The sequence below is a fragment of the Streptomyces sp. NPDC048290 genome, assembly GCF_040652095.1.
GTDB lineage: Bacteria > Actinomycetota > Actinomycetes > Streptomycetales > Streptomycetaceae > Streptomyces.
Genome location: NZ_JBEZLM010000008.1, coordinates 147,821 through 169,319 on the forward strand (window position 1 = coordinate 147,821; position 21,499 = coordinate 169,319).

General features: G+C 72.2%; 21 protein-coding genes and 1 riboswitch. Of the genes, 13 read left to right on the plus strand and 8 right to left on the minus strand.

The genetic code is table 11. From position 1 onward, the window contains the following. Positions 1-15 precede the first annotated feature (15 nt). The 4 genes from AB0D49_RS16010 to AB0D49_RS16025 all read left to right on the plus strand — a co-directional run bounded on the left by AB0D49_RS16010 (position 16) and on the right by AB0D49_RS16025 (position 4,308). Complete coding sequence (locus tag AB0D49_RS16010) at positions 16-1,314, plus strand: DUF5931 domain-containing protein (RefSeq protein WP_362757321.1); 1,299 nt, start codon at positions 16-18, stop codon at positions 1,312-1,314. After that, a complete protein-coding gene (locus tag AB0D49_RS16015; RefSeq protein ID WP_362757324.1) occupies positions 1,311-2,021 on the plus strand; it encodes a response regulator transcription factor in 711 nt (236 codons plus the stop codon). The genes AB0D49_RS16010 and AB0D49_RS16015 overlap by 4 nt, the downstream gene beginning before the upstream one ends. Positions 2,022-2,182: 161 nt before the next feature. Further along, positions 2,183-3,211, plus strand: coding sequence for a 6-phosphofructokinase (locus tag AB0D49_RS16020; RefSeq protein WP_362757744.1), 1,029 nt, complete (start codon positions 2,183-2,185; stop codon positions 3,209-3,211). A 101-nt stretch (positions 3,212-3,312) separates the two neighbouring features. Further along, on the plus strand, positions 3,313-4,308 hold the full coding sequence (locus tag AB0D49_RS16025; RefSeq protein WP_362757327.1) for a 2-hydroxyacid dehydrogenase: 996 nt from the start codon (positions 3,313-3,315) through the stop codon (positions 4,306-4,308). Here the strand turns inward: AB0D49_RS16025 and AB0D49_RS16030 are convergent. Continuing rightward, a complete protein-coding gene (locus tag AB0D49_RS16030; protein WP_362757746.1) occupies positions 4,260-6,125 on the minus strand; it encodes an anthranilate synthase family protein in 1,866 nt (621 codons plus the stop codon). The genes AB0D49_RS16025 and AB0D49_RS16030 overlap by 49 nt on opposite strands. A 440-nt stretch (positions 6,126-6,565) precedes the next feature. On the opposite strand from AB0D49_RS16030, the gene AB0D49_RS16035 reads away from it, so the two are divergent. Continuing rightward, positions 6,566-7,921, plus strand: coding sequence for a class II 3-deoxy-7-phosphoheptulonate synthase (locus AB0D49_RS16035; protein ID WP_362757330.1), 1,356 nt, complete (start codon positions 6,566-6,568; stop codon positions 7,919-7,921). Positions 7,922-8,101: 180 nt separating this feature from the next. Beyond that, complete coding sequence (locus tag AB0D49_RS16040; protein WP_362757334.1) at positions 8,102-8,353, plus strand: (2Fe-2S)-binding protein; 252 nt, start codon at positions 8,102-8,104, stop codon at positions 8,351-8,353. 104 nt (positions 8,354-8,457) lie between these two features. Here the strand turns inward: AB0D49_RS16040 and bfr are convergent, their stop codons facing one another. Then, on the minus strand, positions 8,458-8,940 hold the full coding sequence (gene bfr, locus AB0D49_RS16045) for a bacterioferritin (protein WP_362757337.1): 483 nt from the start codon (positions 8,938-8,940) through the stop codon (positions 8,458-8,460). A gap of 176 nt (positions 8,941-9,116) precedes the next feature. On the opposite strand from bfr, the gene AB0D49_RS16050 reads away from it, so the two are divergent. Further along, positions 9,117-9,749: a sulfite oxidase-like oxidoreductase gene (locus AB0D49_RS16050; protein WP_362757340.1), complete on the plus strand. Its 633-nt coding sequence runs from the start codon at positions 9,117-9,119 to the stop codon at positions 9,747-9,749. 47 nt (positions 9,750-9,796) lie between these two features. Here the strand turns inward: AB0D49_RS16050 and AB0D49_RS16055 are convergent, their stop codons facing one another. The 6 genes from AB0D49_RS16055 to thiO form a co-directional block, all read right to left on the minus strand. Beyond that, entirely contained in the window at positions 9,797-10,354 is a 558-nt protein-coding gene (locus AB0D49_RS16055; protein ID WP_362757343.1) for a DUF4396 domain-containing protein, read from the minus strand. A gap of 191 nt (positions 10,355-10,545) precedes the next feature. Continuing rightward, positions 10,546-11,487, minus strand: coding sequence for a deoxyribonuclease IV (locus tag AB0D49_RS16060; protein ID WP_362757346.1), 942 nt, complete (start codon positions 11,485-11,487; stop codon positions 10,546-10,548). A gap of 47 nt (positions 11,488-11,534) precedes the next feature. After that, positions 11,535-13,460, minus strand: a complete 1,926-nt coding sequence (gene pknB / locus AB0D49_RS16065; RefSeq protein ID WP_362757349.1) for a Stk1 family PASTA domain-containing Ser/Thr kinase — start codon at positions 13,458-13,460, stop codon at positions 11,535-11,537. Positions 13,461-13,580: 120 nt separating this feature from the next. After that, complete coding sequence (locus AB0D49_RS16070; protein WP_362757352.1) at positions 13,581-14,375, minus strand: thiazole synthase; 795 nt, start codon at positions 14,373-14,375, stop codon at positions 13,581-13,583. A gap of 2 nt (positions 14,376-14,377) precedes the next feature. Further along, positions 14,378-14,659, minus strand: a complete 282-nt coding sequence (thiS, locus tag AB0D49_RS16075) for a sulfur carrier protein ThiS (protein ID WP_362757355.1) — start codon at positions 14,657-14,659, stop codon at positions 14,378-14,380. A 125-nt stretch (positions 14,660-14,784) separates the two neighbouring features. After that, complete coding sequence (gene thiO / locus AB0D49_RS16080; protein WP_362757358.1) at positions 14,785-16,167, minus strand: glycine oxidase ThiO; 1,383 nt, start codon at positions 16,165-16,167, stop codon at positions 14,785-14,787. Continuing rightward, positions 16,165-16,278, minus strand: a riboswitch (TPP riboswitch). Its footprint overlaps the gene before it by 3 nt. 52 nt (positions 16,279-16,330) lie before the next feature. Here thiO and AB0D49_RS16085 point away from each other — a divergent pair. The 6 genes from AB0D49_RS16085 (at position 16,331) to AB0D49_RS16110 (ending at position 21,444) form a co-directional block, all read left to right on the plus strand. Continuing rightward, positions 16,331-16,684: a hypothetical protein gene (locus AB0D49_RS16085; protein WP_362757361.1), complete on the plus strand. Its 354-nt coding sequence runs from the start codon at positions 16,331-16,333 to the stop codon at positions 16,682-16,684. Positions 16,685-16,747: 63 nt separating this feature from the next. Then, the gene (locus tag AB0D49_RS16090) at positions 16,748-18,019 is read left to right on the plus strand and encodes an FAD-dependent oxidoreductase (protein ID WP_362757364.1); all 1,272 of its coding nucleotides are present in this window, start codon (positions 16,748-16,750) and stop codon (positions 18,017-18,019) included. A gap of 73 nt (positions 18,020-18,092) precedes the next feature. After that, the gene (locus AB0D49_RS16095) at positions 18,093-18,458 is read left to right on the plus strand and encodes an Rv2175c family DNA-binding protein (RefSeq protein ID WP_362757367.1); all 366 of its coding nucleotides are present in this window, start codon (positions 18,093-18,095) and stop codon (positions 18,456-18,458) included. Between the two features lie 106 nt (positions 18,459-18,564). Beyond that, positions 18,565-19,233: a thiamine phosphate synthase gene (gene thiE / locus AB0D49_RS16100; RefSeq protein ID WP_362757371.1), complete on the plus strand. Its 669-nt coding sequence runs from the start codon at positions 18,565-18,567 to the stop codon at positions 19,231-19,233. A gap of 247 nt (positions 19,234-19,480) precedes the next feature. Further along, entirely contained in the window at positions 19,481-20,404 is a 924-nt protein-coding gene (gene metF / locus AB0D49_RS16105; protein ID WP_362757374.1) for a methylenetetrahydrofolate reductase [NAD(P)H], read from the plus strand. 56 nt (positions 20,405-20,460) lie between these two features. Continuing rightward, positions 20,461-21,444 (plus strand): hypothetical protein, encoded by a 984-nt coding sequence (locus AB0D49_RS16110; protein WP_362757377.1) that lies wholly within the window; start codon positions 20,461-20,463, stop codon positions 21,442-21,444. Positions 21,445-21,499 lie beyond the last annotated feature (55 nt).

The following is a 21,499-nucleotide window of genomic DNA, read 5'->3' on the forward strand; positions in this document are numbered from 1 at the left end:
GTCGGGGTGGGGGAGATGGCCAAGCGCGAGCGAGTCATGCGGATGTCGGTCGAGCAGCCGCTGTGGCGTGCCCTGTCCGCCTACCGGGTCCTCACCCTCTTCTACGCGATCGGCCTGTTCGTCAGCGCCTACGACGAGTTCGCCCGCCCCTGGGTCGCCATCGGCTACTTCGCCGTGCTCGCCGGGTGGACCTTCGCGACCCTGCCCCGCGTGGCGAGCGCCGCCAACTGCACCAAGCGCTTCCTCGCCGCCGATCTGACCGTCGCCGTGACCGGCATCCTGCTCACCCGGGTCGCGGACTCCGCCGAGCGGGTCGACGGCGGCGGGCCCACCCTGCCGTCGATATGGACCGCCGGGGTCGCCCTCGCCTTCGCCATCAAGGGCGGCTGGCGCTGGGCCGCCGTCGCCTCCACGCCCATCGCCGTCGCCAACCTCATCCACCGGGGCGTCCCCGCGCGGGACACCGTCCACAACGTGATGCTGGTCTGGGTCGCGTCCATCGCCATCGGCTATGTCGTCGAGGTCGCCCGCGCCTCCGAGCGCACTCTCGCCCGCGCCCTGGAGATCGAGGCCGCCACCAGGGAGCGGGAGCGGCTCGCCCGGGACATCCACGACAGCGTCCTCCAGGTGCTGGCGATGGTGCAGCGGCGCGGCGCGGTGATCGGCGGCGAGGCGGCCGAACTGGGACGGATGGCCGGTGAGCAGGAGGTGGCGCTGCGCACCCTGGTCTCCGGCGGACTGCTGCCCGTCTCCCGGGTCTCCGAGGACTCCGCCGAGGGCGCCCTCGTACGGGCCGTGGACGAGCCGGACGACGACTCGGGCCCCGTCGATCTGCGGACCCTGCTCGCCCCCTACGCCAGTGGCCGGGTGAGTCTGGCCGAGCCCGGCGCCCCGGTGGAGCTGGCGCCCGGCGCCGCGCGGGAGCTGACGGCGGCCGTCGGGGCGGCCCTGGACAATGTGCGGCTCCACGCGGGCGACGAGGCCCGTGCCTGGCTCCTGGTCGAGGACGAGCCCGACGCGGTGATCGTGACCGTACGGGACGACGGGCCCGGCATCCCCGAGGGGCGGCTCGCCCAGGCCGAGGGGGAGGGGCGGCTCGGGGTGGCGCTGTCCATCCGGGGACGGCTGCGCGACCTCGGCGGCACGGCGGAGCTGATCTCCACGCCGGGCCAGGGCACGGAGGTCGAGCTGAGGGTCCCCAAGGAACCCAGGGCCCCCGAGGACACGAAGAACAAGCAGGGCAGGCAGGGTACGAAGGCCATGGCGGACGCGGACGGTGCCGACGGCGCCGAGAGGGCACGGGGAACACGATGAGCGGCAGAGACGACGGCGACGGCGGAGACGGGCGGCAGGGGCCGATCAGGGTGATGGTGGTCGACGACCACCCGATGTGGCGGGAGGCCGTCGCCCGCGATCTCACCGAGGCCGGGTTCGAGGTGGTCGCCACCGCCGGGGACGGGGAGCAGGCGGTGCGCCGGGCCAGGGCCGCCGCGCCCGACGTCCTCGTCCTGGACCTCAATCTGCCCGCCAAGCCGGGTGTCCAAGTGTGCAAAGAACTGGTCGGACACAACCCGGCCCTGCGGGTGCTGGTGCTCTCCGCGAGCGGTGAGCACGCCGATGTGCTGGAGGCGGTGAAGTCCGGCGCCACCGGCTATCTGCTGAAGTCGGCGTCCACGGAGGAACTGCTGGACGCGGTGCGCCGGACCGCCGTCGGCGACCCGGTGTTCACCCCCGGCCTCGCCGGGCTGGTGCTCGGCGAGTACCGGCGGCTCGCCTCCGAACCGGCGCCCGGACCCGGCACCGACCCCGACGAGCCGGGCGCCCCCCGGCTCACCGACCGGGAGACCGAGGTCCTGCGGCTGGTCGCCAAGGGTCTGAGCTACAAGCAGATCGCCGAACGCCTGGTCATCTCGCACCGCACGGTCCAGAACCACGTCCAGAACACCCTGGGCAAGCTCCAGTTGCACAACCGCGTCGAGCTGGTCCGGTACGCCATAGAGCGCGGCCTCGACGAGGAGTAGCCCCGCCGTCCCGGGCGCGCCCCAGCACTTCCGTCCCGGAAGTCCGCTGCCGGACCCTGCCGAAGTGACCTGCATCACCCGTACCGTGCTTGCAGTGGCACGGCAGCACCTCGCACGGCACACGGCAACCGCGGCGAAGGGGACTTTCCATGCGGAATTCCATGCGCGTCGGCGTACTGACCGGGGGCGGCGACTGCCCGGGGCTCAACGCCGTCATCCGGGGCATCGTCCGCAAGGGCGTGCAGGAGTACGGCTACGAGTTCACCGGCTTCCGGGACGGCTGGCGCGGCCCCCTGGAGGGCGACGCCATCCCGCTCGACATCCCCGCCGTCCGGGGCATCCTGCCCCGTGGCGGCACCATCCTCGGCTCGTCCCGCACCAACCCCCTCAAACAGCGGGGCGGCATCGAACGGATCAAGGAGAACCTCGCCCGGATGGAGGTGGAGGCGCTCATCGTGATCGGCGGCGAGGACACCCTCGGCGTCGCGGCGGAACTCACCGACCGCCACGGCGTGCCCTGCGTCGGCGTCCCCAAGACCATCGACAACGACCTGTCCGCCACCGACTACACCTTCGGCTTCGACACCGCCGTGAACATCGCCACCGAGGCGATCGACCGGCTGCACACCACCGCCGAGTCCCATATGCGGGTCCTGGTGGTGGAGGTGATGGGCCGCCACGCCGGCTGGATCGCCCTGCACTCCGGGCTCGCGGGCGGCGCCAACGTCATCCTCGTCCCCGAGCACCGCTTCGACGTCGACCAGGTGTGCGCCTGGGTGACCTCCCGGTTCCGGGCGACCTACGCCCCGATCGTGGTCGTCGCCGAGGGCGCCAGCCCCAAGGACGGGGACATGGTCCTCAAGGACGGGTCGCTGGACTCCTTCGGGCACGTCCGGCTGTCCGGCGTCGGCGAATGGCTCGCCAAGCAGATCGAGAAGCGCACCGGCAAGGAGGCCCGCACCACCGTCCTCGGGCATGTCCAGCGCGGCGGCACGCCCAGTGCCTTCGACCGCTGGCTCGCCACCCGCTTCGGGCTGCACGCCATCGACTGCGTCCGCGACCGGGCCTTCGGCACGATGGTCGCGCTGCGCGGCACGGACATCGTGCGGGTGCCGATCGCCGACGCCACGGCCCGGCTGAAGACGGTCTCACCGGAGCTGTACGAGGAGGCCGGGGTGTTCTTCGGCTGACGGGTCGGCTGACGGTTCGACCGGCGGGGCGCGGTGCGCCGGGGTGCCCGGCCGGGGGAGTCGTAGATTGGGGCCCTCACCCTCACGAGGCGGGAGTGGCCGTGGAGATCCTTGCGTTCGGTGTGCAGGCCGACGAGAAACCCCTCATCGAACGCGCCTTCCACGGCCACCACGAGGTGCGCTGTGTGGAGGTCTTCCTGAACGCGGACACCGCGCCCATCGCCCACGGCTACGAGATCGTCTCCACGTCCGTCAACGCCGATCTCGGCCCGCGCGTCCTCCAGACCCTCGCGGTCGGCGGCACCCAGCTGATCGCCCAGCGCTCGACCGGCTTCAACAACATCGACCTCGATGTCGCCGAACGCCTCGGCCTGACCATCGCCCGGGTCTCGTCCTACTCGCCCTATTCGGTGGCCGAGTTCGCCTGGACCCTCGCGATGGCCGTGAACCGGAGGATCGTCCGCGCCTCCACCCGCACCCGGGACTTCGACTTCAGGCTCGACGGACTGATGGGCCGCGACCTGCACGGCCGCACGGTGGGCGTGCTCGGCACCGGCAAGATCGGCGAGTGCTTCGCCCGGATCGCGCACGGCTTCGGGATGCGCCTGCTGGGCTGGGACATCGCCGAGAACCCGGCCTGTCTGGACCTCGGCATGACCTACGTACCCAAGGAGCGGCTGCTCGCCGAAGCCGACCTGGTCTCCCTGCACGTCCCGCTGATGGAGCAGACCCGCCACCTCATCGACGCCGACGCGCTGGCCGGGATGAAGGACGACGCGATCCTGGTGAACTCCAGTCGCGGCGGACTGATCGACACCGCCGCCCTGGTCACCGAGTTGCGCGCGGGCCGCTTCACGGGCGTCGGCCTCGATGTGTACGAGGCGGAGGCGGGCCTGTTCTTCCTCGACAAGTCCCTCGAACCCATCGAGGACGACACCCTGGCCCGCCTGGTCACCTTCCCCAATGTCCTGGTCACCTCGCACCAGGCGTACTACACCCGGGACGCGGTCGGCCAGATCATCGACACCACCGTCGGCAATGTCCTCGACTACCTCGCCGGGCGCCGCTCGGACAACGTCCTGGTGCCCCGCGTCTGACCGAGCAGCTCCGCCACCACCGCGGCCCCGTCCAGGCTCAGCACCGACTCCGGATGGAACTGCACCCCCGCGAACCCGGGCCCCCGTACCGCGTGCACCTCGTCACCGGCGCCCCGGCTGACCTCGATACCGTGCGCCGCCAGCTCCTCGGCCACCTCGTCGTCGCAGCGCGCCACGAAGCTGTTGTAGAAACCGACCGTCTCGGCCCGCCCGAACAGGTCGATCACCGACTGCGCGCCCTGGAACGGGACCGCCTTGCGGACGATCTCCAGACCCAGTTCGGCCGCGATCAGCTCATGGCCCAGACACACCCCGAGGACCCCGCCGGTGTGGCCGCGCACCACCTCGGCGGTCAGCTCACGGAGAAACGCCATCTTGGGGTCGCCGAGATCGCGGGGGTCGCCGGGCCCGGGGCCCAGCACCACCGGCCCCTCATGGGCGAGGACGGCCGCCCGCAGCCCCGGCTCGTCGTAGCGGCGGACCGTGACGGTCAGCCCCGAGCAGCGCAGGACGTGCGCCAGCATCGCGGTGAAGGTGTCCTCGCCGTCCACCACCAGGGCGTGGCCGCTCAGCGTGGCGCCGCGCTCCTGCATCCGCAGCCAGAAGGGTGCCAGGGCGGCCCGGCGTCCGTCGAGCGCGGCCCGTACCCGGGGGTCGTCGGCCAGCCGGGGCCGGGACTCCTCCGGCCGGGGCCGGGACGGACGTACCCCCAGGGCCGCCAGGACGCCCGCCGCCTTGGCGTGGGTCTCGGCGACCTCGCCCGCCGGGTCCGAGCCGCGCACCAGCGTGGCGCCCACCGGGACGCGCAGCCGTCCGGCCGCGTCGATGTCGGCGGTGCGGATCAGGATCGGGGAGTCCAGGGTCTGCGCGCCGCCGGAGTCCACACCGAGCAGGGCCAGCGCGCCCGCGTAGTAGCCGCGCCCGCCGCTCTCGTGCCGCTCGATGACCCGGCAGGCGTTCTGCACGGGAGAGCCGGTCACGGTCGCCGCGAACATCGTCTCGCGCAGCACCTCCCGGACGTCCAGCGAGGACCGGCCGCGCAACTCGTACTCGGTGTGCGCCAGATGGGCCATCTCCTTGAGCCGCGGCCCGACCACCACCCCGCCCATGTCGCCGACCGTGCACATCATCTTCAGTTCCTCGTCCACCACCATGGACAGCTCCTCGATCTCCTTGCCGTCGGCGAGGAAGCCGAGCAGATGCTCCGGGGTGGGCCCGCCGTCCGGGTAGCGGTACGTGCCGCTGATCGGGTTCATCACGACCGTGCCGCCGGACATCCGCACATGCACCTCCGGGCTCGCCCCGACCAGCGTGCGGTCCCCGGTGTGCACCACGAACGTCCAGTACGCGCCCCGCTCACCGGCCAGCAGCCGCCGGAACAGCGCCAGCGCGTCCGCCCGCGAGAACCCCGGGATCCGCCCCTCGTACGTCCGCCGGATCACGAAGTTCGCGCCCTCGCCCCCGCCGATCTCCTCGCGCAGCACCCGGCCGACGATCTCGCCGTACGCCTCGTCGTCGGTGTCGAAGCCGCCGGCCTCGACCCGCACGGGGTGCGCGGGCAGTTCCGCGAGCGCCCGCTCCAGGGGCAGGACGTGGGTCTCCTCGGGGGTCAGGGCGAGCAGCGGGGTGCCGTCGTCGCGGACGTCGAAGCCGCGCTCCCGGATCTGCCGGAAGGGGATCAGCGCGAGCGCCCGGCCGGGCAGGTCGGCGAGTCGCTCGTACCGGGTGACCGGGCCGAGGAGCAGTTCCACGGTGTCCTGGTCGTGGCCGGGGGTGCGGCGGTGCAGCAGGGCGAAGGGGCGGGGGTCGGCGAGCAGGTCGGTGAGGGGGTCGGTGAGCGGCTCGGTGGGCGGGGTGGTGAGCGGCTCGGTGGGCGGGGCGGTGAGGTCCACGGGGCTCCTTCTTCGGCGGGCTTCCACGGCGGGCTTGTCCAGCGGGCGGGAAGGGAACCAGGAGCGGCCGGGGCCGGAAACACCGAAGGCCGCCCCTGGGGCGGCCTTCGCGAGTCTTGGGTACGCGCAGTCAGTGGGCCGCCGGATCTGCGGTCCACCACCAGCTCTGGTGCGAGGTCGGGTTCGAATGCGCGAACATGCCGGGCACCCTACCCCATGACCCTCCCTGTCCAGGGCGCCTCCGCGCCGACTGTGTCCCGCGTGTCCTCCGTGTCCCCCGTGCCCCCCTGTCCACGGTGTGTATCCGGTGTCTCACTTCCTGGGCATGAACCGGACACCGGGATTGGACACCGTAGGGTTGTGTCGTGACCGTGAACGCTGATTCCCAAGCCGTCGCCGCTCAGGCGAGCTGGCGTGACCTGCCCGCGGCGCAGCAGCCCGATTACCCCGACCTTGAGGCTCTGCGCGCTGTCGTTGCGGACCTCGAGTCGTATCCGCCGCTCGTCTTCGCGGGCGAGTGCGACCAGCTGCGCGCCCGGCTGGCGGCCGTCGCCAAGGGGGAGGCGTTCCTCCTTCAGGGCGGCGACTGCGCCGAGGCGTTCGACGCCGTGGGCGCCGAGCAGATCCGCGCCAAGCTGAAGACCCTGCTCCAGATGGGCGCGGTGCTCACGTATGCCGCGTCCGTGCCGGTGGTCAAGGTCGGCCGGATCGCCGGCCAGTACTCCAAGCCGCGCTCCAAGCCCACCGAGACCCGGGACGGGGTGACGCTCCCGACCTACCGGGGCGACTCCGTCAACGGCTTCGACTTCACCGAGGCCGCCCGGATCCCGGACCCGGACCGGCTGAAGCGGATGTACCACGCCTCGGCGTCCACGCTGAACCTGGTGCGCGCCTTCACCACCGGCGGGTACGCCGACCTGCGCCAGGTGCACGCCTGGAACCAGGACTTCGTACGCTCCTCCCCGTCCGGCCAGCGCTATGAGCAGCTCGCCCGGGAGATCGACCAGGCGCTGAACTTCATGCACGCCTGCGGGGCCGACCCGGAGGAGTTCAAGACCGTCGAGTTCTACGCCTCCCACGAGGCGCTGCTGCTGGACTACGAGTCCGCGCTGACCCGCGTCGACTCCCGCACCGGGCGGCTGTACGACGTCTCCGGGCACATGGTGTGGATCGGTGAGCGCACCCGGCAGATGGACGGGGCGCACATCGAGTTCGCCTCGAAGATCAGCAACCCGATCGGCATCAAGCTGGGCCCCAGCACCACGGCCGAGGAGGCGCTCCAGTACGTAGAGCGGCTCGACCCGGACCGTGAGCCGGGCCGGCTGACCTTCATCGTCCGGATGGGCGCCGACAAGATCCGCGACAAGCTCCCGGAGCTGGTCGCCAAGGTCACGGCCTCCGGGGCGACGGTCGCCTGGGTGACCGACCCGATGCATGGCAACACCTTCGAGGCCGCCTCCGGCCACAAGACCCGCCGCTTCGACGACGTGCTCGACGAGGTCAAGGGCTTCTTCGAGGTCCACAAGGCGCTCGGCACCCACCCGGGCGGCATCCATGTGGAGCTGACCGGCGACGATGTCACCGAGTGCGTGGGCGGCGGCGACGAGATCTTCGTCGACGACCTCCACCAGCGCTACGAGACGGCCTGCGACCCGCGGCTCAACCGCAGCCAGTCGCTGGACCTGGCGTTCCTGGTGGCGGAGATGTACCGGGACCAGTGAGCCACCGGCACAGTCGGCTGTGGTGAGCCGAGAGCTGAGTGAGCATGGTGTGGGGCGCGGATCGATGTGATCCGCGCCCCACAGCACTTTTGAGACAGCTGAACGCCGGGTAAGGTTAGGTTTGCCTCACCGATCTTCGGGATGGCGCGACCTTGACGATCCCGGCGGGAGGTGGACCGCGTGTATGTGTGCAGTTGCTTCGGCATCACCGAGCAGCAGGTCGAGCAGCACGCGGCGGACGGCGCCTGCACCCCCCGCCAGATAGCCTCCGCCTGCAAGGCCGGCACCGACTGCGGCTCCTGCGTACGGCGGATCCAGGCGCTGCTGGGCCGCGGGGCGTGTCCGCGCCGGGAGCTGGCCGACCAGGGGCAGCCGGTGCTCTCCGAGGTGCTGGCGCGGGGCGAGGGCGCGCGACTGGACGAGGTGGCCTAGCCGGTCCGGGTGCGGGCCGTGCGGGTTTCCGTCGGCCGGTCCGGGTGCGGGCCGTGCGGGTCGGCCGTGTGGGTTTTCCGTCGCCCGGGGTGCGGAAGCGGGCCTCAGCTGGTCTCGGGCTGCTCGATGAGCTGGGCGATGTAGAGCGCCTCGCCGAGCTTCTCCACCAGTTCCAGCTGGGTGTCGAGGTAGTCGATGTGGTTCTCCTCGTCGGCCAGGATGTCCTCGAAGATGTTCGCGGACGTGATGTCGCCCTTGGCGCGCATCACCTCGATACCGCGCTTGAGCCGGTCGATCGCCTCGACCTCGACCTGCCGGTCGGCCTGGAACATCTCGGTGACCGTCTGCCCCACCCGGACATGGAACAGCCGCTGGTAGTTGGGCAGCCCCTCCAGGAACAGGATCCGGTCGGTGAGCACCTCGGCGTGCTTCATCTCGTCGAACGACTCGTGCCGGGTGTACTTCGCGAGCTTGTACCAGCCGAAGTTCTCCTGCATCTTCGCGTGCAGAAAGTACTGGTTGATCGCGGTCAGCTCACCGGTCAGCTGCTCATTGAGGAATTCGATGACCTCGGGGTCGCCCTGCATCGCAGAGGCTCCTTCCGCGTATGGGACTGGAGAGGTTGCCGCCGCATGATTGCACCGGTGGAGAAGATCGTCCAGTAAGTGCGAGCTTAGTAAGTTAGGGCAAACTTAGTGCGAGTTGTCCGTTTCTGATGCGGCCCGGTCAGGCGCAGTGCTCCGGGTCTGTCAGGATGGAAGGCATGGGTCAGCCGGTGGAACGCGAATCAGCGGAAGCAAGGGGTGGCGAGCTTCCGCCGGGGCAGCGGATCCAGCGCGGCTGGCCGGTCACCCACTACGGACCCGTCCCCAAGTTCCGCCCCGAGCGCTGGGAGTTCCGGGTCTTCGGCGCCACCGCCGACGGCGAGAAGCACTGCTGGAACCACGAGGAGTTCACGGCCCTGCCGTACACCACCGTCGTGGCCGATCTGCACTGTGTGACGAAGTTCAGCATGTTGGGCGCCGAGTGGGGCGGCATCCCGGCCCGGACCATCCTGGACATCGCGCCGCCCGCCCCCGATGTCACCCATGTGATGGTGTGGGCGGAGTACGGCTTCAGCTCCAATCTGCGGCTCGCCGACTTCCGCTCCGACCGCACGATCTTCGCCACGCACAAGGACGGCGAACTGCTCACCGCCGAGCACGGCTTCCCGCTGCGGCTCGTCGTCCCGCATCTGTACGCCTGGAAGGGGCCCAAGTGGGTCCGGGGCGTGGAGTACATGACCGCCGACCGCCGCGGCTTCTGGGAGGAGCGCGGCTATCACAACGTCGGTGACCCCTGGAAGGAACAGCGGTACTCGTACCAGGAGCAGCCGGGGGAGGGGCCGGAGCTGTAGCTCCGGCCCCTCCGGCTGTCCGTTCTACGGGGTCTCCAGTGGGGTCTCTAGTGGTACTGGTGGACCACGGCGTGGCCCTTGCCTCGGCCGATCAGCCACTTGTTGATCGGGACCGTGACCACGAAGGCGACCACGAAGGCGATGGCGAGCACGCCCCAGAACAGCCAGGTGTCCAAATGGGCGTCCATCGCGCCCGGCCAGAGCGCGATCACCCCGTTGTCGACCGTCTCCATCACGATGATGGACACGGTGTCCGCGGCCAGCGCGACCTTCACCGCCGCCTTGAAGCCGAGGCCCGCGCGGAGCACGCCGTAGAGGGTGAACGAGTAGCCGAAGATGAAGGCGAGGGTGATCGCCAGGATCATCGTCGGGGCGTTGTGCCAGCCCAGCGCGGTGCCGATCACCATGCCGAGCACCTCGCCGGTCGCACAGCCGGTGAGGCAGTGCAGGGTGGCTCGGATGGCGGTGGGCCAGTCGCTGTCAGGGGTGTGGGCCGCGTGTTCCCCGTGTGCCCCGTGTTCCGCGTGTTCCCCGGGGCCGTGCGGCTGCTCGGGGTGGTGCGGGTCGTGCTGAGGTATGTGGTGCTGATGGGCCTCGTGTTGCATGGCTGTCCCCCTGGGGTGCTGGTGATGATCACGGACCCTATAGGGGGTAGGGGTATTTGACCAGGGAATTGCCGGGGGATGGTCAGGGGCATGCGCGCAGGGGACAGGGGGTGTGCGTCAGGGGTGCAGCGGGCGGATGGTGTGCGGGTCGTTCCAGGTGGGCGCCCGGCGGGGTCGGTGGCCGTGCCGTGCTAGGCGGGTACCGGATGTGCGGTCCGCAGGCGTTTCAGACGGGCCACGTCCGCCGTGTGTCCCTCCTTGCCGCCCGGGGTCTCGATGACCAGCGGGACGCCTTCGGTGGCCGGATGGGCGAGCAGCGCGCGGAACGGCTCCTCGCCGATATGGCCGGAACCGATGTTCTCGTGACGGTCCTTGTGGGCGCCCGCCGCCTCCTTGGAGTCATTGGCATGGATCAGTTTCAGCCGTCCTTCGCCGACCGTGTCCACCAGCAGATCCAGCGTCTGGGTCATGCCGTCGGGTCCGGTCAGATCGTGTCCGGCGGCGAAGACATGACAGGTGTCCAGACAGACCCCGAGCTTCGGATGGGCGTCCAGCGCCTCGAAGTACGGGCCGAAGTCCCAGGTCCGCGAGCAGAGCGAGGAGCCCTGCCCGGCGGTGGACTCCAGCAGCAGGAACGGGTCGTCGTCCTCGGTCAGCTCATCCAGCAGGGGCAGCATGTACCGGCGTACCTGCTGGAGCGCCACCGATCGTTCCCGGCCACCGGTCGCGCTGCCGGTGTGCACCACCACACCGAGCGCGCCGATCTCCCGGCCCCGGCGCAGCGAGTGCCGCAGCGACTCCACGGAGCGCTCCACGGTGGCCGGGGTGTGGGAGCCGAAGTTGATCAGATACGGGGCGTGCACATACGCCGGGATCGACTCCGCCGCGCAGGCCGCCCGGAACGCCTCGTCCTGCCGGGGGTCGCCGGTGGGGGTGGCCCAGCCGCGCGGGTTGGCGACGAAGACCTGCACGGTCTCGGCCCCTAGCTCGCGGGCGTAGGCCAGCCCGATCCGGTCCAGGCCCCCGGCGACGGGGACATGGCTGCCGACGGGGTTGCGGGTGCGGCCGGTGGCGCTCGTCGCATGGCCGGGGGAGTGGCCCGGGGAGTCGCTCGGGGAGTGCTGCTGCTTCACCGGGTCAGGGTTTCATGGGCCCCGGACGCGGTGGACGGGGGTGGGGATCAGCGGATCGTGAGGGTGATGGTCGAGCCCTCGGGGGCCGTGTCGCCGCCGTCCACCGACTGGTCGCTGACCGAGTCGCCGAACAGGCCGAGCAGTCCACGGTCCTCCTCGACCTGGAAACCGGCGGCCTCCAGGGTCGCGCGGGCGTCGTCCACGGTGTCCCCGACCACGTCCGGGACCTCGATCATCCGGGGGCCCTTGGACAGGGTCAGCGTGACCCGGTCGCCCTCGGCGAGACGGGTGCCCTCGCCCGGGGTCTGCCGGGCCACCGCGCCCGCGTCCATCTCGGAGTGGACCCGGTCGGCGGCGATCTTCACGGTCAGCCCGGCCTCGGTGAGCGCCGCGCGGGCGTCCTCCAGCTCCGCGCCGGTCACGTCCGGGACGTCGACCGGGGCGCCCTTGCTGACCACCAGGGCGACGGCGGAACCCGCCCGGCGCTCGGTGCCGCCGCGCGGATCGCTGTCGATGACCGAGCCCTGGGCGATCTCGGCATGGAACTCCCGGGTGACCATGCCCGGCGCCAGTCCCTCGCCCTTCAGCAGGGCCCGCGCGTCGGCCAGCGCCATGCCCTGCACATCGGGCACCCGCACCGTCTCCGGGCCGTCGGACACGACCAGGGTCACCGTGTCGTTCTGCCGTATCCGGTCGCCCGGCGCGGGCTCGGTGCTGATCACCGCGCCGCGCTCGACCGTGTCGCTGTAGGCGTGCCGGACCTCGCCCACGTCGAGCCCGGACTGCGCCAGCCGGTCCCGGGACTGCGCCTCGGTCTGCCCCAGCACCGCGGGGACCCGCGTGAACTGCCCCGAGTTGATGTACCAGACGCCCGCGCCGAGCGCGAAGACCAGCAGCACCGCCGCGACCAGGGTGAGCGTCAGCCGCCGCTGCCGGGCGGTGCGGCGGCGCGGGAGCGGGGGCGGCTCGGCGGCGAACCGGCTGGTGTGGTGGAGGTCGTCCGGCTCGTCCCCGTCGATCGGCAGCGGCCGGGGCACCGTCAGCGAGCGGGGGATCACACTCGTCCGGTCCTCGGCGATGTCGTGCTCCGAGGCCCGCGCCTGCGGCGGTACGGCGTCCAGCTGGGCGTCGGTGAGGCCGGCGCGGGCCTCGCGTGCCCGCGCGAGCAGCGCCACCGCGTCGTACGGCCGGATCTGCGGGTTGCGCGCGGTGGCCGCCGCGACCAGATCGTCCAGCGCGTGGGCCAGGGCCGGAACCCGGGCCGACGGGGGCGGGACGTCCTCGTGGAGCGCCTTGTAGAGGACCTGGGCCGGGGTCTCCCCGGTGTGCGGCTTGCCGCCGGTGAGCATCTCGAACAGCATCACCCCGCACGCGTACACGTCCACGCGGGCGTCGGCCGTGCCGTGCTCGATCTGCTCGGGGGCCAGGTAGGAGACCGTGCCGAGCACGGCGCCGGTGGTGCTGGTCACCGCGTCCACCGAGCGCACCAGGCCGAAATCGGCGACCTTCACCCGGCCGTCGTCGCCGATCAGGACGTTCTCCGGCTTCATGTCGCGGTGCACGAACCCCGCGCGGTGGGCGCCGCCCAGCGCGGCCAGCACCGGCTCCAGGATGTCCAGCGCGGCGCGCGGCTGGAGCGCCCCGCGCTCACGCAGCACGTCCCGCAGGGTGCACCCGGCGACGTACTCCATGGCCAGATAGACGTACGACCCGTCCGTGCCCTGGTCGAAGACCTGGACCACATTGGGGTGCGCGAGCCGGGCCACGGACTTGGCCTCGCGGATGAACCGGTCCACGAACGAGGCGTCGGCGGCCAGCGTCGGATGCATCACCTTCAGCGCGAGCACGCGGTCCAGACGGGTGTCCACGGCCCGGTAGACCGTGGCCATCCCGCCGACCGCGATCCGCGCGTCGACGCGGTACCGGCCGTCGAGCAGCCGCCCGATCAGAGGGTCCTGGAGGGTCGTGTCCACGCTGGTGAGTCTACGATCCGGCACCGACAGCACCGCCCGTTCCACCGTTCGGGTGACACACTGCCGCAGACTTGTGACGGTGCCGGAACGGTACGGCGGGGGGCAGGCGGGGGGTGCCGGTCAGAACGCGGGGCGCTCCGGGTCCAGGTCGGCGCGGCCGGCCGTCGGGGACGACGCCTCGGCGAAGTGCCGCTTCGGAATCCGCCCCGCGCGGTGGGCCAGTCGGCCCGCCTCCACGGCGTGTCGCATGGCGTCGGCCATGAGGACCGGCTCCCGCGCGCGGGTGACCGCCGAGGCGAGCATCACCCCGGCGCAGCCCAGCTCCATGGCGAGGGCCGCGTCCGAGGCCGTCCCGGCGCCCGCGTCCAGGATCACCGGCACCCGCGCGCGCTCCACGATCAGCTGGAAGTTGTGCGGGTTGCGGATACCGAGCCCCGAGCCGATCGGCGAGCCCAGCGGCATGATCGCCGCACAGCCCGCGTCCTCCAGGCGGCGCGCCAGCACCGGGTCGTCATTGGTGTACGGCAGCACGGTGAAACCGTCGTCCACCAGGGTCTCCGCCGCCTCCAGCAGTTCGATGGGGTCCGGCAGCAGGGTCCGCTCGTCGGCGATGACCTCCAGTTTGATCAGCTCCGTGCCGAGCGCCTCGCGGGCGAGGCGGGCGGTGAGCACGGCCTCGCCCGCAGTGAAGCATCCGGCGGTGTTCGGCAGCACCCGGATGCCGAGCCTGTCCAGCACCGAGAGCACGGAGCCGTGCACGTCCGGGTTGACCCGGCGCATGGCGACGGTGGTCAGCTCGGTCCCGGACGCCACCAGGGCGCGTTCCAGCACATCGAGGCTCGGCGCGCCGCCGGTACCCATGATCAGCCGGGACGTGAAGGACGTACCGGCGAGGACGAAGGGGTCGTCGGCCATGGTCAGCCTCCCTGGACGGCGGTCAGGACTTCCACGCGGTCGCCGTCGCACAGGGCGGTCGTGGACCACTGTCCGCGCGGGACGACCGTCTCGTTGAGGGCGGCGGCCACGCCGGAGGGCGCGGCGGTGAGGGTGCGGACCAGGGCGTCCAGGGCGGTGCCGGGGGGGATGCTCCGGGGGTCGCCGTTGACGGTGACGGTGAGGGCGACGGTGAGGGGGGCGTCCGGGGTGGTGGCGGTGCTAGTGGCGGTGCCGGTGGTGGTGGTCGGGGGCGCCGGGGTCATGTGGGTCGGGTCCGCGGGGGGCGGGGTCGTAGGGGCTGCGTTCGCAGGGGGCTGAGTCGTACGGGTCGGGTCCGTGGGGGGCGGGTTCGTATGGGCCGGGTTCACGGGGGTCGGGTGCGTGCGGTTCATACGGGCTGCTCCGTGAGGGCTGCGGCGGTGAAGCGCCGGGGCGTGAAGGGGCGGGCTTCCTCGGGGAGTTCACCGGTGACCAGGGCGTGCGCCAGCGCGTCGCCGGTGACCGGGGTGAGCAGGACGCCGTTGCGGTAGTGCCCGGTCGCCAGCAGCAGTCCGGGCAGTTCGGTCGGGCCCAGCAGCGGCGCGTTGTCCGGGGAACCGGGGCGCAGTCCCGCGCGGGTCTCGGTCAGCGGCAGTTCGGTGATGCCGGGGATCAGGTCATGGGCGTCGCGCAGCAGTTCGTACACGCCGCCCGCGGTGACCGTGGTGTCCCAGCCCTGTTCCTCGCTGGTGGCGCCGACGACCAGCTCACCGTTCTCGCGCGGCACCAGGTACACATGGCTGCCGCGCACCACCGCGCGGACGGTACGGCTCAGGAAGGGCGCGTACGGGCGGGGCACGGTCAGCCGCAGCACCTGCCCCTTGACCGGCCGCACGGGCGGCCGTACGGCGTCGGGGACGCCCGCCAGCCGGCCGCTCAGGCTCCCGGCGGCCAGCACCACCTGCCCCGCGGCCAGCCGGGTGCCCTCGCGGGTGAGGACGCCGGTGGCGCGGTCCCGGGTCACCGACAGCCGTTCGGCCCAGGCGCGGTGGAAGACCACCCCGGCGCGCTCACAGGCCGTCACCAGGGCCGCGGTGAGCCGTCTCGGGTCGATCTGGTGGTCCCCGTCGACCCGCAGTCCGCCGCGCACCCCGGGCGCCAGCATCGGTTCCAGTCGGCGGCACTCCCGCCCGGACAGCCACTCCGAGTCGAGACCGGACTGCTGTTGCAGGGCGTGCAGCTCCCGCAGATGGGCGCGGTCGTCGGCGTCCAGGGCGACGGCCAGGGTGCCGCAGCGGCGGTAGCCGAGGTCCTGGCCGGTGAGGTCGGTCAGCTCGGCGGCGAAGTCCGGGTAGCGGCGGGCCGAGGCCAGGTTGAGGCCGAGCAGGGTCTGCTCGCCGGGGTGCAGCTCCGTGACGGCGGCCAGCATCCCGGCCGCCACCTGGGCCGCCCCGCCGCCGGGCGCCGGGTCCAGCACGGCCGCGGTGAGCCCGGTCCGCGCGGCCCGCCAGGCGGTGACCAGCCCTATGAGGCCGCCGCCGACGACCAGCACGTCGGGCGGGTGCGCGGCGGGCGACGCCGTATGTGCGGGCCCGCGGGTGCCGGGCGGATGGAGTCCGGGCGTGTCGCCGGGCGCCTGGTCGGGCGCGCCGGAGTCGGCCGTGTTCAGGTCGGGCGTGTTGTGGGGCGCGCTGGAGTTGGCTGTGTTCAGGTCGGGCGTGTTGTGGGGCGCGCCGGAATCGGACATGGTGCCGCGCGCGCTGGAGTCGGGCGTGTCGAGGTCGGACGGCATGGGCGTTCAGCCCCTCCCTTCGCCGGCATGACCCGGATCAGGTTCGTACGGTCGGAGGCCGTGTCAGCCTCCCTCTCAGCCCGGTGCGTCCGGGCTCCCGCGAGTGCTCTACGTTGGGCAGCCTAGCCCCCGCCGCCACGCCTCTGTAAGGGAGCCGGTTCCGATGCCCCGCTCGCTGGACGGTCTCGTGCTCGCCCCGGTCGCCGATCAGGCACCGGGTCAGGTCGGCACCCGCACCCGCTTCACCTACCACGAGGCCGACGGCGCCGTCTGGGCCGAGTACGCGGGCGGGGACGTCGTACGGGGCTTCCTGGTCGGCACCCGCGCGGGCGACCGGCTCGACTTCCGCTACGTACAGCTCAAGACCGACGGCACCACCTCCTCCGGGCACTGTGTGTCCCAGGTCGGCGAGCTGCCCGACGGGCGTCTGCGGCTCGCCGAGACCTGGGCATGGGAGTCCCAGGAGGGCAGCGGCACGAGCGTGGTCGAGGAGATCGCGGACGCCGAAGCGGGGTAGGAGAGGGTGTACGGGCCGCATGGGGACGCCGTACGGGCGGTCCCGGCGGGCGACGGACCATCGATGCCCGGAGTGTCGGATGCCTGGAGTGATCGGGTGAGCGTGGACAGACAGCAGACGGCGGCGCAGCCGCGGCGGGTGGTCGTGGTGGGCGCCGGGATGGCCGGGGTGCAGACCGCGGTGGCCCTGCGGGAACAGGGCTTCGCCGGGACGGTGACCGTGGTCGGCGCCGAGCCCCACCAGCCCTACGACCGCCCTCCGCTGTCCAAGGCCGTCCTGCTCGGCAAGGCCGAGGACTCCGCCTTCGACATCGACTTCGACTCCCTCGGCATCGAGCTGCGCCTCGGCCTGGAGGCGACCGGCGTCCGCCCCGCCGACCACGAGCTGGACACCAGCCAGGGCCCGGTCCCGTACGACGTGCTGGTGCTGGCCACCGGTGCGGAACCGATCCGCCTGCCGGGCACCGAGGGCGTCCCCGGCGTCCATCTGCTGCGCACGCTGGACGACGCCGAACGGCTGCGGCCGGTGCTCGCCCGCCAGCACGACATCGTGGTGGTCGGCGCGGGCTGGATCGGCGCGGAGTTCGCCACCGCCGCGCGGGAGGCGGGCTGCGCGGTGACCGTCGTGGAGGCCGCCGACCGGCCGCTCGCCGGGGCCCTGCCCGCCGAGGTCGCCGCGCCCATGACCGGCTGGTACGCCGACAGCGGCGCCGCGCTGCGCACCCACGCGCGGGTGACCCGGGTCGAGCCCGGGGCGGTCGTCCTGGACGACGGCACCCGGGTGGCCGCCGGAGCGGTCGTCGTCGGCATCGGCGCCCGGCCCGCCACCGCCTGGCTGACCGGCTCCGGCATCGAGCTGGGCGCCCAGGGCGAGATCGTCGCGGACGCCCGCCTGCGGACCTCAGCGCCCGACGTCTACGCGGTCGGCGACTGCGCCTCCTTCCCCTCCGCCCGCTACGGCGAGCGGCTCCTCGTCCACCACTGGGACAACGCCCTCCAGGGGCCGCGCACGGTCGCCGGGAACATCGTCGAGGACGGGCAGACCGACGCCGTCTACGACCCGGTGCCGTACTTCTGGTCCGAGCAGTTCGGCCGTTTCGTGCAGTACGCCGGGCACCACAGCGGCGCCGACAGCACCGTCTGGCGCGGCGGCCCCGAAGGACCCGCGTGGTCCGTCTGCTGGCTGCGCGAGGGCCGTCTCGTCGCCCTGCTGGCGGTGGGCCGCCCGAGGGACCTGGCCCAGGGGCGGCGGCTGATCGAGGCGGGCGCCGCCATGGACCCCGACCTGCTCACCGACCCCGCCCGGCCGCTGAAATCGGCGGTCCGCACCGGCTGAGGGAGCGACCCGGACCGCCCGGCGGACGCGGCCCGGCTACCGGCTGTCAGTCCCAGATGGCAGTCTTGGTGATGTGACCGAGATTGACGCAAAGATCGATGCTCTCGTACCCGCGTGGCTGACCCTCCCCGACATCGCCGAACAGCTCGACGTCGAGGTGACCCGGGTTCGGCAGCTGGTCAAGGAGGGCCAGCTGATCGCCGTACGCCGGGGGGAGAACCGCGCGCTGCACGTCCCCGCCGCCTTCATCGACGGGGACAAGGTGGTCAAGGGCCTGTCAGGCACCTTGACCCTGCTGCGGGACGACGGCTTCACGGTCGAAGAGATGATCCAGTGGCTGTTCACCGCCGACCCGACCCTGCCCGGCACCCCCGCCCAGGCGCTGAGCGAGAATCGGGGCACGGAGGTGAAGCGACGCGCCCAGGCGCTCGCCGTCTGACCCGCACCCACTGATCCACCCGCACCACATCGCCCGTACCGACACCATGGGGGCGTACGGGCCGCCGTGCCCGTACGCCCCGAGCTGAGATCCGGGGGGACCTCACATGCCCGACTCCCTGACCGGCCGCGGGGCGACCGCCCGTGAGCGGCTCGCCGACGCCCGGCTGTATCTGTGCACGGACGCGCGGCGGCGCCAAGGCGACCTGCCGGAGTTCCTGGACGCCGTCCTCGCGGGCGGTGTCGACATCGTGCAGCTGCGAGACAAGGGCATGGAGGCCGCCGAGGAGCTCGAGCACCTCGCGGTGCTCGCCGACGCCTGCCGACGACACGGCAGACTTCTCGCGGTCAACGACCGCGCGGACATCGCGCACGCCGCCGGGGCCGACGTCCTGCACCTGGGCCAGGGCGACCTCCCGGTGCCCGCCGCGCGCGCCCTGCTCGGCCCCGACGTGCTGATCGGCCGCTCCACCCACACCGACACCGAGGCCGCCGCCGCGGCCGTCCAGGACGGCGTGGACTACTTCTGTACGGGCCCCTGCTGGCCCACGCCCACCAAGCCGGGCCGTCCCGCCCCCGGCCTCCCCCTGGTCCGGCACACGGCCGCGCTGGGCACCGACCGCCCCTGGTTCGCCATCGGCGGCATCGACCTCACGAACCTCGACGCCGTGCTGGAGGCGGGCGCCCGCCGTGTGGTGGTGGTTCGGGCCCTCACCGAGGCGGACGACCCCGGAGCGGCGGCGGCGGACTTCAGCAAGCGGCTCCGGCAGATCTGAGCCTCTCGCGGGGCAGAGCCCGCGCGGAGGGCCCGCAGGGAGGGCCCGCGGGAAGCGCCCGCGCGGAGGGCCCGCGCGCGGGCCCGCAGGGAGAGGCCCCGCGCGGAGCCGGGCGGTGGACGCCGAGCTGCGCGTTTCGGCGCTCCCGTGTCCCACGGCTGTCCAAGGGGTGGACAGCAGCCCGGCAAATCGGGCAAATTTCCGGGCTCCGGTTGGGGTGCCGCCAGGCCGCCACTAACCTGCCGTTATGGCCTTCGGAACCGCTTCCACCAGGACAGACCGCGCACGCACCGTGCGCGACATGCTCGCCACCGGCAAGAAGACGTTCTCGTTCGAGTTCTACGCGCCGAAGACCGCCAAAGGTGAGCGAAGCCTCTGGAACGCGCTGCGCAGAGTCGAGGCGGTCGCTCCCGACTTCGTCTCCGTGACCTATGGAGCCGGCGGCTCCACCCGCGCCAGCACGGTCCGTGAGACCGAGCAGATCGCCGCCGACACCACCCTCACCCCGGTCGCCCACCTCACCGCCGTCGACCACTCCCTCACCGAGCTGCGCAATGTCATCGGACAGTTCGCGGACGCGGGCATCCGCAACATGCTCGCGCTGCGCGGCGACCCGCCCGGCGACCCCATGGGCGAGTGGGTCGCCCACCCGCAGGGCCTCATGTATGCCGCGGAACTGGTCCGGCTCATCAAGGAATCCGGTGACTTCTGTGTCGGGGTCGCCGCGTTCCCGGAGATGCATCCGCGCTCTCTGGACTGGGACAGTGATGTCGCCCACTTCGTCGAGAAATGCCGCTCGGGCGCCGACTACGCCATCACGCAGATGTTCTTCCAGCCGGAGTCCTATCTCCGGCTGCGTGACCGGGTGTCGGCGGCGGGCTGTGCGACACCGGTGATCCCCGAGGTCATGCCGGTCACCAGCGTCCGGCAACTCGAGCGTCTGCCAAAGCTCAGCAATGCTCACCTTCCGTCCACCTTCAAAGAGCGCATCCTCACAGCGAAGGACGATCCGGCGGCTGTACGCTCCATTGGAATCGAGTTCGCCACGGAGTTCTGCGCGCGACTGCTGGACGAAGGCGTCCCAGGACTGCACTTCATCACGCTCAACAACTCCACGGCGACGCTGGAAATCTACGAGAACCTGGGTCTGCACCATCCCCCGCGGACCTAGACCGGTCGCACTCGCGTACGACACACTGCGGAGCGGCCACAGGGAGAGGGGCGTACATGGGCTGGACGGTCCTCTACATCGCGTTTGGCATCGTCGCGTTGTGGCTGCTCGGTGAGGTGCTGCTCCAGTACAAGGCGCGGCTGCGCTGGCGCCTGCTGGCGTTCGGCGGGTTCCTCGGTGTGGTCGTCGGTGTGCTCATCCCGTCCGTCGTGGTCATCGGACTCGGCGCCGCCGCGTTCGCGGTCGGCCAGACCTATGTGACGCTCTCCTTCCGCCGCGGCTTCGCGTCCGGCTGGGCGGTCAACGGCCGCGGTCCGGGCGGCAGCAAGCGCCGCCGCGGCGAGCCCGAGCACCAGGACCCGACGCTGGAGGTCTCCGACCTGGAGGCGGGCGGCTACGACGACACCGACCGGCAGCAGAGCGGCTTCGGCCACCAGGGCGACGACGCCTACGCCACCGGTGAGCGCCCCGCCTTCCCCCCGCCGCAGGACGACTACGAGCGCGACGACGTCTTCACCCCCGCCCGCGCCGCCTCGCCCGCCGAGTCCACCGCCGTCTACCAGCCCCAGCCGATGCCCGACGACACCGGCTCCTACGGTGTGTACGCCGACACCGGCTCCTACACGACCGCGAACCAGCCCCAGGACCAGTACGCCGCCACCGCCCAGGGCGCCGACCAGACCTACGGCTACGACGGCTACACCGGCTACGACCAGCAGCAGTACGGCTACGACCCCGGCAACCAGCAGCCGTACGCCCCCTACTCCGACCCGTACATCGGCCAGGCGTACGGCTCCGGCGGCGGCTACGACACCGGCGGCTACGGCCCGCAGGGGTACGAACAGCAGGGCTACGCCCAGGACCAGTACGGCGGCGGCTACCCCGACGGCACCCCGCCCGGCGGCGTCTGGGTGCCCCAGCAGCGCACCACGGACGACCCGTACGGCGGTGAGCTTCCGCCGGAGCAGCAGTATCCGTACCAGGGGCAGGGCGACGGGCCGTCGCAGGGCGGGTCGTACGACGAGCGTTACCGCTTCTGAGGTCCTGGCCCGTCGGAATCCGCGGGTTCCTGTTCAGGTCGGACCCTGTTGCGCC